The sequence below is a fragment of the Iamia sp. SCSIO 61187 genome (assembly GCF_019443745.1).
Lineage (GTDB): Bacteria > Actinomycetota > Acidimicrobiia > Acidimicrobiales > Iamiaceae > Iamia.
Genome location: NZ_CP050948.1, coordinates 1,085,791 through 1,098,945 on the forward strand (window position 1 = coordinate 1,085,791; position 13,155 = coordinate 1,098,945).

The 13,155-nt window shown below is 74.5% G+C and carries 14 protein-coding genes; 10 read left to right on the forward strand and 4 right to left on the reverse strand.

Features of this window, described 5'->3' with window-relative positions; genetic code table 11:
• Positions 1-37: 37 nt before the first annotated feature.
• Positions 38-952, forward strand: coding sequence for an RNA polymerase sigma factor (locus HC251_RS05345; protein ID WP_255566606.1), 915 nt, complete (start codon positions 38-40; stop codon positions 950-952).
• Positions 953-962: 10 nt separating this feature from the next.
• Here the strand turns inward: HC251_RS05345 and HC251_RS05350 are convergent, their stop codons facing one another.
• A complete protein-coding gene (locus HC251_RS05350; protein WP_219944275.1) occupies positions 963-1,634 on the reverse strand; it encodes a hemerythrin domain-containing protein in 672 nt (223 codons plus the stop codon).
• A gap of 173 nt (positions 1,635-1,807) precedes the next feature.
• Positions 1,808-2,167 (reverse strand): hypothetical protein, encoded by a 360-nt coding sequence (locus tag HC251_RS05355; RefSeq protein ID WP_219944276.1) that lies wholly within the window; start codon positions 2,165-2,167, stop codon positions 1,808-1,810.
• Between the two features lie 293 nt (positions 2,168-2,460).
• Here HC251_RS05355 and HC251_RS05360 point away from each other — a divergent pair, with 293 nt between their 5' ends.
• The 4 genes from HC251_RS05360 to HC251_RS05375 all read left to right on the forward strand — a co-directional run bounded on the left by HC251_RS05360 (position 2,461) and on the right by HC251_RS05375 (position 5,406).
• A complete protein-coding gene (locus tag HC251_RS05360) occupies positions 2,461-2,751 on the forward strand; it encodes a hypothetical protein (protein ID WP_219944277.1) in 291 nt (96 codons plus the stop codon).
• Positions 2,752-2,867: 116 nt separating this feature from the next.
• Positions 2,868-3,797, forward strand: coding sequence for a metal-dependent hydrolase (locus HC251_RS05365; protein WP_219944278.1), 930 nt, complete (start codon positions 2,868-2,870; stop codon positions 3,795-3,797).
• Positions 3,798-3,845: 48 nt separating this feature from the next.
• Entirely contained in the window at positions 3,846-4,475 is a 630-nt protein-coding gene (locus HC251_RS05370) for a class I SAM-dependent methyltransferase (protein WP_219944279.1), read from the forward strand.
• 94 nt (positions 4,476-4,569) lie between these two features.
• A complete protein-coding gene (locus HC251_RS05375) occupies positions 4,570-5,406 on the forward strand; it encodes a peptide deformylase (RefSeq protein WP_219944280.1) in 837 nt (278 codons plus the stop codon).
• Here HC251_RS05375 and HC251_RS05380 read toward each other — a convergent pair.
• Positions 5,378-6,292 carry an NAD(P)-dependent oxidoreductase gene (locus HC251_RS05380; protein WP_219944281.1) on the reverse strand — a complete coding sequence of 305 codons (915 nt, stop codon included), beginning with the start codon at positions 6,290-6,292 and terminating at the stop codon, positions 5,378-5,380. The two genes, HC251_RS05375 and HC251_RS05380, sit on opposite strands and share 29 nt — an antisense overlap.
• 56 nt (positions 6,293-6,348) lie before the next feature.
• Between HC251_RS05380 and HC251_RS05385 the strand changes: the two genes are divergently transcribed.
• The 4 genes from HC251_RS05385 to HC251_RS05400 all read left to right on the forward strand — a co-directional run bounded on the left by HC251_RS05385 (position 6,349) and on the right by HC251_RS05400 (position 10,984).
• Positions 6,349-6,753, forward strand: coding sequence for a MerR family transcriptional regulator (locus HC251_RS05385; RefSeq protein ID WP_219944282.1), 405 nt, complete (start codon positions 6,349-6,351; stop codon positions 6,751-6,753).
• Between the two features lie 178 nt (positions 6,754-6,931).
• Positions 6,932-8,347, forward strand: a complete 1,416-nt coding sequence (locus HC251_RS05390; protein WP_219944283.1) for a multicopper oxidase domain-containing protein — start codon at positions 6,932-6,934, stop codon at positions 8,345-8,347.
• Between the two features lie 86 nt (positions 8,348-8,433).
• Complete coding sequence (locus HC251_RS05395) at positions 8,434-10,170, forward strand: amidohydrolase family protein (protein WP_219944284.1); 1,737 nt, start codon at positions 8,434-8,436, stop codon at positions 10,168-10,170.
• Positions 10,171-10,297: 127 nt separating this feature from the next.
• A complete protein-coding gene (locus HC251_RS05400; RefSeq protein ID WP_219944285.1) occupies positions 10,298-10,984 on the forward strand; it encodes a hypothetical protein in 687 nt (228 codons plus the stop codon).
• Between the two features lie 21 nt (positions 10,985-11,005).
• Here HC251_RS05400 and HC251_RS05405 read toward each other — a convergent pair whose 3' ends face one another.
• On the reverse strand, positions 11,006-11,908 hold the full coding sequence (locus HC251_RS05405; RefSeq protein ID WP_219944286.1) for a ribokinase: 903 nt from the start codon (positions 11,906-11,908) through the stop codon (positions 11,006-11,008).
• A gap of 127 nt (positions 11,909-12,035) precedes the next feature.
• Between HC251_RS05405 and HC251_RS05410 the strand changes: the two genes are divergently transcribed.
• Complete coding sequence (locus HC251_RS05410; protein ID WP_219944287.1) at positions 12,036-13,154, forward strand: ferritin-like domain-containing protein; 1,119 nt, start codon at positions 12,036-12,038, stop codon at positions 13,152-13,154.
• Position 13,155: the final 1 nt, after the last annotated feature.

Here is a 13,155-nt window from a genome sequence, read left to right on the forward strand (position 1 = left end):
GGCCGTGGCCGCCGCCCACCGGGGGGAGTGGGCGGCAATGCTGGCCGCGACCGTCCGGGTGACCCGGGACCTCGATGCCGCCGAGGAGGCCGTGCAGGACGCCTACATCCGGGCCCTGCGCACCTGGGGGCGCGACGGGGTCCCCGACCGCCCGGGGGCATGGCTGACGACGGCCGCCCGGCGCCAGGCCCTCGACGGCCTCCGCCGGGGCCGCACCCAGCGGGCCAAGCTGCCGCTCCTCGTCGCCCCGCCCGCCGTCGACGAGGTCGACGTCGACCCCGACGCCATCCCCGACGACCGACTGCGGCTGGTCTTCACGTGCTGCCACCCCGCCCTGGCGCCCGAGGCCCAGGTCGCCCTGACCCTCCGGCTCGTGTGCGGCGTCGCCACCCCCGACGTCGCCCGCGCCCTGCTCGTCAGCGAGACGACGATGGCGGCCCGCATCACCAGGGCCAAGCAGAAGATCGCAGCGGCGGGCATCCCCTACGCCGAGCCCGAGCCGGACGAGCGGGGGGAGCGCCTCGGTGCCGTCCTGACGGTCGTCCACCTGGTGCTCAGCCTCGGCCACACGGCGGCGTCGGGACCGGACCTCGTGCGCGACGACCTGGCCGACCGGGCCCTCGGCCTGGCCCGGATGCTGCGCCGGCTCCTGCCGACCGAGGCCGAGGTGGCCGGTGTGCTGGCCCTCGCCCTCACCCACCACGCCCGGCGCCGCACCCGGGTCGATGCCGCCGGGCGCCTCGTCCGCCTGGCCGCCCTCGCCGAGGTCGACGCCCTCGCCGCCGGGGGCCGGCTCGACCGGTACCCGTACCTCCCGGCGGTCCGGGCCGACCTGCTCGAGCGGCTCGGCCGGGACGACGAGGCGGTGGCGGCCTACACCGCCGCCCTCGCCCTCACCGACAACGCCGCCGAGCAGGAGCACCTGCGCGCCCGCATCGCGGCGCGGGGCTGACCGCCGCTGCTCAGGCGGCCACGGCGGGGCGGGTGGCACCGAGCGCCAGCTCCGCCAGGCGGGCGTGGCGGCCGCGGCCGAGCCGGAAGATGGCGCGGACCGGGAGGGGAGCGCTCCCGAGCAGGTGGGCCCGCATCGCGTCGTCGACCGACGCAGCGACGAAGGGGATGGTGAAGGCGGCCTGGGCGCCGAGGCCGATGATCTCCAGGGCCTTGGCCTCGAGCTCGGCGAACTCGTCGTGGGTGAAGTGCTGCTCGAGCAGGGGCAGGATCTCGGCGTCCTCGGCGGCGAGGTGCTGGTCCATGTGGTCGGCGAGCTGGCGGAGGAGGGCGCCGAGGGCCGCGGCGTCGGCTCCACCCGCCACCCGGGACGTCGCCGCCCCGATGTCGGCCATCAGCGCGTCGAGGTGGTGGTGGTCGGCGTCGAGCTGCTCGAGCAGGGTGGCGACCTGCGGGGCCCGGGCGACCAGGGCGGGGAACACCACGTCGTCCTCGGTGGTGTGGTGGGCCAGCACCTCGCCGGCGTAGCCCTTCCAGTAGCGCGAGAAGGCCCTCCGGCGGCGGGGGTCGGCGTCGTCGAGGCCGGGGGCGGCCGCCGCCATGGCGTGGGCGGCCTGGCGCAGGGCGACGTGGATGGCGCGGTAGCTGCGGAGGTCGGCGGGCGGGGAGGGGGTCGTGCTCATGGGTCGTCGCTTTCTGCTGGGGAGCCTCGGCACCGTCGCGCGACCCGCTGGGAAGGCCCTTGGACGCTGCTTGGGCCGCCGGGCGCCCGCTGGTCGTGGTGGAGAAGGAGGAGTCCCGCCTGGTGGACATCGCCGTGGACCTGGTGGGCCGCTGACGGCCACGGCCGGCGTCGTCAGCCGGCAGCACCCCCGTCGCGGCCGCGGCGGGACACGGCGACGATGACGGCCGGGTGGTGGCTCTCGTTGCGGACGGCCCGCAGCGGCAGGCCGACGAGCCACAGGACCGCCCCGCGGGCCAGGCGGCGGCGCTCCCCGCCGAGGCCCTCGAGCTCGACGGCCCCGTCCGCGACCACGACGAGGGCGTCGGTCCACTCGGCGGCCACGTAGGGTCGGGCCTCACCCGGTGCCAGGATCACCACCCGGTGGGCGAAGCGGCGGGGGTGGCGCTGCGCCGCGCCGAGCACGGCCCCGGTGCACGCCGGCGGGGACCGGCCGGGAGGGTGGTCGCGGCGGTGGCCCTGCTCCTCACCCATGGCGTCGTCTCCCAGCCGCCGGTCACGGCGGGGCCGGCACAGGTGAGACGACGCCCCCGGCGCCCGCTCATCGGTGGGGGCGTCACCGGGCCGGGGTGGTCGCAGCGGGCCTGGCCCCTCCTCGTGGCGGGCGGCCGTCCGGCGCCGGGCCCGGGGCCGGAGGGGTCCGGCGCGGCCCTGACCCCCTAGCCTGTCCGACACGGATCGTCTGCCCGGTCGACCCGCACCTTCGTGAGGAGCAGGGTCATGCCCAGCACCACCAGCCACCCCACCCGCCCCGTCCGGACCCGCTGATGGCCGGCAAGGGTCGGCAGTCCGCCGAGAAGCGCCGCATCGACAAGCTCCGCCAGGAGCAGCAGGCCGCCAAGCGGGAGCGCCGGCACAACAAGGCGTCCGGGGGCGAGGGCGGCGACGCCACGCCCGGGACCAGCCCCGACGAGATCATGGAGCGGTTCCGGGTGCTGAGCGAGGCCCACGCCGCCGGCCGGGTCACCGACGAGGAGTTCGGCCCCGCCCGCCACGAGCTGATGGTGGCCCTGGGCGTCGAGGAGCCCGAGGAGCCGGCCGACGACGACGAGGCCTGAGGCTGTCGGGCCGGCGGGGGCACCCGTCGGTGTGACCGGTGCCTCTGGAACGAAGATGTTACCGGCGGTAGCATCTGGGGCAGACCGAGAGCCAGCCCCCCTGAGAGGAGCTCTCCATGAGCACCGCCGTCGTCGATCCCGCCGTCACCGAGGACCAGGCCGAGGACGCCGCCCCCGGCGCCCAGGCCTCGTCGGACCGGTCCTTCCCGGTCCGCCGCATCTCCTTCTTCGACGGTGACCTGTCCGAGGTCCCCCACTTCTACATGGACGGGGACATCGTGATGAGCCACATCGTCGCCGTGCTGTCGTCGCTGTTTCCCGAGGGCGAGGACTACTTCGTCCGCTCGGTGCGGCACTACCGCGACCAGATCACCGACCCCGTGCTGAAGAAGCAGGTCGCCGGGTTCATCGGCCAGGAGGCCATCCACGGGCGCGAGCACCGGACCTTCAACGACCGGCTCGACGACATGGGCTACCCCACCAAGGCCCTGGACCGATTGACCGGGAAGCGGCTGAAGTTCAACGAGAAGGTCGCCCCGCCCAAGGTCCGGCTCGCCGTCACCGCCGCCCTCGAGCACTACACGGCCACCCTCGCCGAGGTGCTGCTGGGGGACGAGCGGGCCCAGGCCATGTTCAGCGAGGACGAGGTCCGCCACCTCCTCATGTGGCACGCCATCGAGGAGAGCGAGCACAAGGCCGTCGCCTTCGACGTGTACCAGGCCTGCGTCGGCGACCCGAAGCTGCGGGCCCGGGTCATGAACGTCATGACCGTGGGCTTCATCGGCACCGCCGCCCTGTCGGCGCTGTACTCGATCGCCCGCGATCCCGAGGCCCGGCGCGACCTGGGGGCGCTGCGCCGCTCGTTCGCCAAGCTCAAGGACTCGCCGTGGCTCACCAAGGACGTGCGCCGCCGGATCCGGGACTACAACCGCCCCGACTTCCACCCCGACGACCACGACGCCTCCGAGCTGCTCGAGACCTGGCGGACCCGCCTCTTCGGCGAGGCCGGCGCCCTGAACGACCACCTCGCCACCAAGGCGAGCTAGCGCGAGGGCCGGTCCCGGCACGGAGGTGCACCGCTACGGTGCTCTTCCGTGCCGGGATCGACGTGGGAGCGGCTACGGGAGTCGTACGACGCCGTCGCCGACGCCTACGAGGCCACCTTCGGCGACGAGCTGGCCGCCAAGCCCGCCGACCGGGCCCGGCTGGCGGCCTTCGCCGCGGCCGTGGGCGATCCCGTCGTCGACCTGGGGTGCGGGCCGGGGCAGGTGGGCGCGGCGGTGCGCGACGGGGGCCGGTCGGTCCTCGGCCTCGACTTCAGCCCGGCGATGGCCAGGCTGGCGGCGGCCCGGCTCGGCGCGGCGACGGCCGGTGACCTCCGGGCCCTGCCGGTGCGGTCGGCGTCGGTGGCCGGCGTGGTCGCGTTCTACGCCCTGATCCACCTCCGCCGGGAGGAGCTGGCCACCGGCGTGGCCGAGATCGCCCGCGTCCTGCGGCCCGGCGGCCGCGCCCTGCTCACCGCCCACGAGGGCGAGGGCACCGTCGCCACCGAGGACTTCCTCGGCGCCGGCGTCCCGTTCGTCGCCACCCTGCTGTCGCTCGACGAGCTCGTCGTCGCCGCCGAGGCGTCGGGCCTGGGCGTCGTCGCCACCGACCGTCGCCCGCCGCTGCCGCAGGAGCACCCGACGGTCCGGCTCACGGTCGAGCTCGTCCGGCCGGCCTGACCGACGGATGGGGTCTGACCCCATGTGTCGGACGGATGGGGTCTGACCCCATGCGTCGGCGCGCCGATGGGGCGCCGGTAGCGTCCACCCTCCTATGGCACGGAGGAAGGCGAAGGGGCGCAGCGACGTCGAGCACGTGGGGCGGGTGACGCTGTCGTCGTGCCCGGTGCGGGGCGACGACCGGCCGTGCGCCCCGCTCAACCGGGTCACCGTGTGGCCGGTCGAGGGCGGGCCGGTGAAGGAGTGCTGCACCTGCAGCTGCGGCCGCCGCTTCCCGACCTCCCACCCCGACGCCGCCGAGCACCTCGTGCCCCCGATCGCCCCCGGCGAGGCGGTGGCCGTGGCGCCGGGGCGCAGCGAGACCTGGACCGGTGACGACGTGTGGCCGGCCGACGACCACGACGAGCGGGCCGCCGTCGGCGTCGTCCCCGTCGAGACGCCCGTCCTGCACCGGCCCACCGAGCCGGTGGGCCGCATCACGCCCGAGATCAAGGCCTTCGCCAAGCACATGGTGAAGGTGATGCACCGGGCGCCGGGGGTCGGGCTGGCGGCCAACCAGGTGGGCGCCCCGCTGCGCATGTTCGTGCAGGTCCACAAGCGGGCCATGCCCGAGGTCGTCGTCGACCCCGAGGTCCGAGCGGCCGAGGGCACGTGGACCTACACCGAGGGCTGCCTGTCGCTCGAGGTCGACGGCACCCACGCCCCCCTCGACCGACCCAAGTTCGTCCAGATCCGCGGCCGGACGGTCCACGGCGACGCCATCGAGGTCACCGCCGACGAGATCGTCGCCCGCATCTGCCAGCACGAGATCGACCACCTCGACGGCATCGAGTACGTGCAGCGGCTGGTCGGCGACCACCACGACCGGGTCTACGAGGTCTTGGCCGCCGACGGCATCGACGTCAGCGTCCTGCCCGACCATCCGTACTGACCAGGTCGGCGTCCGACCCGATCGCCATCACCTCGGCGAGGGCTGACAGGCCGTCGTTCCCGCGCCCGGCAGCCACTGCCCGGCGGGTCAGCTCCCGAGCGGCCCCGGCAGGGCCGGGGTGCAGTCCTCGGGAGGCGGTGGCCTCGACGACGTGGTCGATCCCGGCCGCGGCCGAGGCCAGGTCCGCCTCGCTCCCGTCGTGCTCGCCGGCGTCGATGCCCGTGGCCAGCTCGGTCAGCGTCTCGCCGAGGAGGGCGGTGATGCCGGCGGCGTGAGGCTCGAGGTCCCCCGCCGAGACCCCCTCCGCCCGGGCGAGGGCGAAGGCGTGGACGGCGGCGGCGATGCTGCTCCACCACAGGTCGAGCAGGGCGACCTCGTACGACGCCGCCCGGCCGGGGTCGGCGCCGACGAACGTGGCCGGCCCGAGGGCGTCGAGGACCGCCCGATGGGTGGCGTACGCGGCCTCGTCCCCGCTGTAGAGGATGGACGCCGCGTCGGTCCCGATGGTGGGGGTGGGCGTCATGATGGCGGCGTCGAGGTGGGTGCCGCCGAGGGCGAGGACGCGCGCGGCCAGCTCACGGCTGCGATCGGGCGTGTCGGCCGTCATGTTCACGAGGACCCGGCCCTGCAGCGCCGGCCCGGCGGCGTCGACGATCGCCCGGGTGGCGGCGGCGTCGATCACGCAGACCAGGACCACCGGGCTGGCGGCGACCGCATCCGCGGCTCGCGTCGCCTCGGCGGCGCCGCGCGCCACCAGGGCGCCGGCCCGACCGGGGGTGCGGTTCCAGACGGTCGTGGGGTGGCCGGCGGTGAGCAGGGCGCGGGCCAGGGCCCGACCCATGGGGCCGAGCCCGAGGACGGTGACGGGGACGGGTGGAGGTGCCATGGGGCGACCGTAAGGTCTGACACCGGTGTGAAGGTCAAGGCCCGAGGAGGTCGATCGTGAGGATCCAGGAGCTGGCCGATCTGACCGGGGCGAGCGAGCGGTCGCTCCGCTACTACGAGCAGCGGGGCCTCCTCCGCCCGGCGCGGCAGCCCAACGGCTACCGGGACTACGCCGAGGCCGACGTCGACGAGGTGCACCGCATCCGGATGCTGCTGGCCGCCGGCCTCTCGACCGAGGTCATCGCCCAGGTGCTGCCGTGCATGGTCGACGAGGGGGGCGTGCTGGCGCCGTGCTCGGCCGACATGGTCCCCACGTTCCTGGCCGAGCGGCAGCGGATCGACGAGGCCATCGCCGAGCTGGCTGCGACCCGCGACCTCCTCGACGCCATCGTCGCCGCCACCCCTGACCTCCCTCCCGACGAGGCGTGCCCCGACGAGGCGGCGTCGGGATCGTCGGTCTGATCGTCGGTCTGGTCTCGTGGCCCGCTCTGGGGGTCACGGCGGGTCGGGACCTTCGGCCCTACAGGTCAGACCGGGGAATCTCTAGCGTCAACTAGAGAAACCAGGGGTGACGCTCGAGGTCGCCGACCGTCGGTCGGCCGCCCCCCGGCGTGGGTCCCCACGTGACGAGGAGAATGCGATGACCGACACCCTGACGCGCCCACCCGACCAGGACGAGAGGCCCCCCGAGCACGACGAGAAGGGCGGCTGGACGGTCATGGCCGTCTTCCTCGCCCTCGTCGCCATGCTCGTCGCCGTCTTCGGCGTCGGCCTGGGGCTGCGGGCCATCGACGAGTCCGGTGGCGGGGACGGGGTGGCCGCCACCGGTGAGCCCATGACCTTCGAGATCGAGCTCGGTGACCTCTACGTCGAGCCCTCGTCGATCGACGTCCCCGCCGGGACCGAGGTGCTGGTCAACGTGACCAACGTCGGCGCCATGCCCCACGACCTCCAGCTCGACGGCGTGACCGGCACCGAGATGATCGACCCGGGCGGATCGGCCAGCGCCAGCCTCGGCGTCGTCACCGAGACCACCCAGGCGTGGTGCACGGTGCCCGGCCACAAGGAGGGCGGCATGATCCTCGACATCAACGTCTCGGGGAGCACGGGCTCGGCCGCCCCGGCCGCCGCCAGCGACGACGCCGCAGCCGGCGCCGAGATCGACTTCGCCGCCGAGCCGGCCGACGACTTCACCCCGTACGACCCGACCCTGGAGCCGGCGCCGGGGGGGACCGAGCACACCATGACCCTGCGGGCCACCGAGACGGTCCTCGAGGTGGCCCCGGGCGTGACCCAGGAGATGTGGACCTTCAACGACATGTTCCCGGGACCGGTGCTGCGCGGGAAGGTCGGCGACATCTTCACCATCACCCTGGTCAACGAGGGCGAGATCGGCCACTCCATCGACTTCCACGCATCGAAGGTCGCCTGGGACGACGAGATGCGCACCATCGAGTCCGGCGAGTCGCTCGTCTACCAGTACGAGGCCAAGCACGCCGGGGTCTTCATGTACCACTGCGGTACGGCACCGGCGCTGCACCACATCGGCAACGGGATGCACGGCGCCATCATCATCGACCCGCCCGACCTCCCCGAGGTCGACCACGAGTTCGTGATGGTCCAGTCCGAGATCTACACCGGCCCCGAGGGCCAGCCCGGTGACCTGGGCAAGATGCAGGCCGAGGAGCACGACGCCGTCGTGTTCAACGGCTACGTGAACCAGTACCAGCACCGGCCGATCCGGGTGGAGCAGGGCGAGCGGATCCGGGTGTTCGTCCTCGACGCCGGGCCCAGCGAGAACTCGGCGTTCCACATCGTGGGCACGATCTTCGACACCGTCTACAAGGAGGGCACCTACCTCCTGCGTCCCGATGCCCGAGAGGGCGGGGCCCAGGCGTTGGACCTCCAGCCGTCGCAGGGCGGGTTCGTCGAGTTCACCCTCGACGAGGACGGCCTCTACCCGATGGTCACCCACAAGTTCGCCAACGTCGGCAAGGGTGCCCTCGGGATCTTCCAGGCCGGCGAGGTCGAGGACGCTGGGGCCGGAGGCCACTGAGGTCGGCCTGAGGTCCGACCGAGCTCCGGTCGACTGGGGCCCCTCCGCATCGGCGGAGGGGCCCCTGTCGTCGTAGGTTCGGGGCCATGGACCTGGTGATCAGAGGCGGGACGGTCGTCGACGGCAGCGGGGCGGCGCCCCGGACGGCGGACGTCGGCATCGAGGGCGACCGCGTGGTCGAGGTGGGGCGCATCGACGCCCGGGGCACCCGGGAGGTCGACGCCGACGGGCTCGTCGTCACGCCCGGCTTCGTGGACATCCACACCCACTTCGACGGCCAGGCCACCTGGGACCCGGTCCTGGCGCCGTCGTCGCAGCACGGCGTGACCACCGTGGCCATGGGCAACTGCGGGGTCGGGTTCGCCCCGGCCCGGCCCGACCGCCACGACTGGCTGATCGGTCTGCTGGAGGGGGTCGAGGACATCCCCGGCACCGCCCTCACCGAGGGCATGACGTGGGGCTGGGAGTCCTTCCCCGAGTACCTCGACGTGCTCGACCGCACCCCCCGCACCGTCGACGTCGGCGCCCAGGTGCCCCATGCGCCGTTGCGGACCTACGTGATGGGGGAGCGGGGCGCCGACCACCTCCAGCACCCGACCGACGACGAGATCGCCGAGATGGCCCGGCTCACCCGCGAGGCGCTCGACGCCGGCGCCATCGGGTTCGCCACGTCCCGCACCGACGTCCACCGCACCAAGGCGGGCGAGAACATCGGCACGCTCAAGTCGGGCGAGGCCGAGCTGCTGGCCATCTGCGGCGCCCTGGCCGACGCCGGCACCGGCGTGATCCAGCTCATCTCCGACGCCTACCAGTCGCCCGACGACGACTTCGCCGAGAGCGAGCTGGCGATCATCGAGGCCATGGTCCGCACGTCGGGCCGGCCCCTCAGCTTCACCGTGCAGCAGGCGTACCACGCCCCCGAGCGCTGGCGGCACCTGTTCGGCCGCATCGGCGAGTGGCGCTCGGCCGGGCTCGACGTCAAGGGCCAGGTCGCGCCACGGCCGATCGGCGTGCTCCTCGGCCTGGAGGCCACGGCCAACCCCTTCGCCTTCACCGCCGGCTTCGCCGAGGTCGCCGGGCTGCCGCTGGCCGAGCGGGTCGCCGCCCTGGCGGCGCCGGAGCGCAAGGCCCGCATCCTGGCCGAGCACGCCGAGCAGCTGGCCAGCCTGCCCGAGGGCCTGTTCAGGTCGATCGTCGGCGGCTTCGACGTCACCTTCGAGATGGCCGACCCGGTCGACTACCAGGTCGACGCCTCGTGGTCCCTCGGGGCCCAGGCCCGGCGGGACGGCCAGGACCCGGCCGCCCTGGTGTACGACATGCTGCTCCGGCGGGGCGGGACGCAGCTGCTGTACCTGCCGCTGTTCAACTTCGCCCACGGGTCGCTGGCCGACGTGCACGAGATGATCACCTCGCCGCTGTCGCTGTTCGGGCTGTCCGACGCCGGCGCCCACTGCGGGGCCATCTGCGACGCCAGCACCACCACGTCGTTCCTCACCGTGTGGGCCCGCGACCGCCGCGACGGGCCGCCGCTGCCGATCCAGCAGGTCGTCCACCACCTCACCCGGCGCACGGCCGAGCACGTGGGCTGGCGGGACCGGGGGCTGCTGGCGCCGGGCCACCTGGCCGACGTCAACCTCATCGACCTCGACGCCCTCGGCTGCGCCCCGCCCCGCATCGCCCACGACCTGCCCGCCGGCGGACGGCGCCTCGTCCAGGACGCCACCGGCTACGTGATGACGGTGAAGTCCGGCGTCCCGACCTTCGAGTCCGGCGTGGCGACCGGTGCCCGCCCCGGCCACCTCGTCCGCGGCACCCGCGCCTGACCCACCCCGGCTCCAGGACGGGACCACGGATGGTGCCTGGCACCATCCGTGGCGCACCGATCCCCGGCGGGACGGGTGGGGAGGATCACGACGGGCCGCCTGGCCACCGGCGTGCCAGGATCCCCAGGTGGGGTGGGAGGACGCCTGGGACGGGATCGGCGACCCGTGGCGGCGGGCGTTGGAGCTGGCCTGGGAGGCGTTCGTCGAGGGGTCGATCGCCGTGGGCGCCGTGGTGCTCGGCCCCGACGGGACGGTCGTGGCCGAGGGTCGGAACCGCTCCGCCGACCCCGACCCGCCCGCCGGCCAGATCGGTGGCTCGTACGTCGCCCACGCCGAGGTCAACGCCCTCGGCCGGCTGTCGCTCGGCACGCCCGAGCCCACGACCCTGCTCACCACCCTCGAGCCCTGCGTGCTGTGCCGGGCCGCGAGCCGCTACGCCCACGTGGCCGAGGTCCACCACGCCGCCGCCGACCCGATCTGGGAGGGCGCGGAGCGCATGGGCGAGCTCAACGCCTTCTTCGCCCGGCGCCTCCCGGCCTTCGTGCCCGTCGACCTCGGACCGCTGTCGCGGTGGGCCGGGGCGCTGCCGCTGGTGGCGATCGTCCACCGGGTGGCCCGCCGCCGGGCGGTTCCGGTCGCCACGGTGCTGGCCGACGACGCGGTCGTCGCTGGCAACCGGGCGGCCCAGCCCGACTACCTCGCCGTGGCCGAGCGGCTGCTGGCCGACGGGCTGGCGCCGGGGACGGACCTCACCCTGGAGCAGGCGCTGGCTCGGTGGTGGGCCGACCTCGAGGGCGGCGGGACGCCGGGGTGACGACCACGGCGGCCGCGCCCGTCAGGCGAGGACCGCGTCGACCTCGGCGGCGGTGGGCATCGACGGGGCGGCGCCGGGGCGGGTGACGCTGAGGCTGGCGGCGGCGCCCGCCCGGCGGACGGCCGCCTCCAGCGGCACACCTGCTGCCAGGCCGGCGGCCAGGGAGCCGGTGAAGCAGTCACCGGCGCCGGTGGAGTCGACGACCTCGACGGCCCGCCCGGGCACGGCGATCGCCATGTCGGGGCCGAGGACGAGCTGGCCGTCGGCGCCGAGCGTGAGGTGGACGGTGGCGCGGCAGGCGGCGCGCAGGCGCTGGCGTGCGTCTCCCCGGTCGGCGACCAGGTCGGCGGCGGCCACGCCGAGGACGAGCTCCACCTCGTGCTCGTTCACCACCAGGTGGTCGACGAGGTCCAGCAGCGCGCCCGGCACCGGCGCCGCCGGTGCCGGGTTGAGGACGGTCACCGCGCCGGCCGACCGGGCCCGGCCGAAGGCGGCGACGGTGGCCTCGGTCGGCGTCTCCAGCTGGGCGACGACCACGTCCCCCGGTGCGACGGCGACGGCCTCGACCTGGTGGGGGTCCAGCCGGGCGTTGGCCCCGGCGACGACGACGATGGTGTTCTCGCCGCCGGCCACGGTCACGATGGCCACGCCGGTCGGACCGTCGACGACCCGCACACCGGCGGTGTCGACCCCGGCGTCCCGCAACCCGGCCCGCAGGCGGTCCCCGGCCTCGTCGCGGCCCACGCCGCCGACCATCAGCGTCGGCGCCCCCGCCCGGGCCGCGGCCACGGCCTGGTTGGCGCCCTTGCCGCCCGACGAGTGGCTCACCGAGGTGCCGGCCACCGTCTCGCCCGGCCCGGGCAGCCGTCCGGCCACCACGACCAGGTCGTCGTTGATGCTGCCGACGACGACCACGCGACCCACCCCCGCAGTCTGGCGCGCCCGCCCGAGCCCGTCCGCCGCCCCCTGACCGCCGGGTCAAGGTCGTGGCGGAGGCGCTACGGTGAGGCGTGTCGCGGGTCACCCCGACCGCCCAGCCCTGCGAGGTCCCATGAGCACGACCGCACCGCCCGAGGTCCCGGACCGGGCGACCGTCGACGACACGCTGAAGGTCGTCCACGACCACGCCGACCGGATCTTCCTGTGGGACTACGACCGCAGCCGGGGCCAGCTCGTCACCCTCTACAACAAGGCCATGGGGTCGCAGTGGAACAGCGTCACCGACCTCGACTGGGACACCGACGTCGACCCCGAGCGGCTGGTCGGCACGGCCGCCGACCCCAACCCGATCGTCGAGATCGCCCGCCGGGCCGTCGACCTCCCCGGGTCGCCCATCGCCTCGTGGGGTGACGCGGAGCTGACCCAGCTCGGCATCGAGGTCCTCAAGGCCCAGCTCAGCCAGTTCATGCACGGCGAGCAGGGGGCGATGATGGTCGCGGCCAAGATCGTCGAGACCGTGCCGTGGATCGACGCCAAGTACTACGCCGCCACCCAGACCATGGACGAGGCCCGCCACACCGAGGTCTTCGCCAAGTACCTCCACACCAAGCTGGGCGAGGCCTACCCCATGAGCCCGTTCCTCGAGGAGCAGATCACGGCCCTCATCGAGGACAGCCGCTGGGACATCGCCTACCTGGGCATGCAGATCGTCATCGAGAGCCTGGCCCTGGCCGCCTTCGGCGGGATGCTGCGCGCCGCCCGCGAGCCGCTGCTGAAGAAGCTGCTCCGCTACGTGATGAGCGACGAGGCCCGCCACGTCGCCTTCGGCGTCCTGAGCCTGCAGGAGTACTACTCCGACATGTCCGAGCCCGAGCTCAAGGACCGCCAGGAGTTCCTGCTCGAGGCCACCATCCGCAACCGGGCCCGGTCGACGACCCCCGAGATCTGGAACCGGATGGGCGTCGACGTGAAGGCCATCGTCCCCACGCTGAAGGAGGCGGCGGCCTCGATGGGGGGCAGCGTCTACTCCGGCTTCGAGCACTCGTTCTACGCCAAGCTCGTCCCCAACGTCCGCAAGCTGGGCCTGCTCGACGCCAACGACGGCTACCTCCGCACCAAGTGGGGCGAGGCCGGGCTCATGCGCTTCGAGATGGCCGAGGACACCGCCAGCGAGTACGAGGCCTACGACGAGGTCGCCCGCGACCGCGCCGCCGCGCCGGCATCCGCCTGAG

Excerpts from the sequence above, each read along its gene's own strand:
- HC251_RS05345 (WP_255566606.1), top strand. The coding sequence starts at position 38 with ATGCTGGCCGCGACCGTCCGGGTGACCCGGGACCTCGATGCCGCCGAG.
- HC251_RS05350 (WP_219944275.1), bottom strand. The coding sequence starts at position 1,634 with ATGAGCACGACCCCCTCCCCGCCCGCCGACCTCCGCAGCTACCGCGCC.
- HC251_RS05355 (WP_219944276.1), bottom strand. The coding sequence starts at position 2,167 with ATGGGTGAGGAGCAGGGCCACCGCCGCGACCACCCTCCCGGCCGGTCC.
- HC251_RS05360 (WP_219944277.1), top strand. The coding sequence starts at position 2,461 with ATGGCCGGCAAGGGTCGGCAGTCCGCCGAGAAGCGCCGCATCGACAAG.
- HC251_RS05365 (WP_219944278.1), top strand. The coding sequence starts at position 2,868 with ATGAGCACCGCCGTCGTCGATCCCGCCGTCACCGAGGACCAGGCCGAG.
- HC251_RS05375 (WP_219944280.1), top strand. The coding sequence starts at position 4,570 with ATGGCACGGAGGAAGGCGAAGGGGCGCAGCGACGTCGAGCACGTGGGG.
- HC251_RS05380 (WP_219944281.1), bottom strand. The coding sequence starts at position 6,292 with ATGGCACCTCCACCCGTCCCCGTCACCGTCCTCGGGCTCGGCCCCATG.
- HC251_RS05390 (WP_219944283.1), top strand. The coding sequence starts at position 6,932 with ATGACCGACACCCTGACGCGCCCACCCGACCAGGACGAGAGGCCCCCC.
- HC251_RS05395 (WP_219944284.1), top strand. The coding sequence starts at position 8,434 with ATGGACCTGGTGATCAGAGGCGGGACGGTCGTCGACGGCAGCGGGGCG.
- HC251_RS05410 (WP_219944287.1), top strand. The coding sequence starts at position 12,036 with ATGAGCACGACCGCACCGCCCGAGGTCCCGGACCGGGCGACCGTCGAC.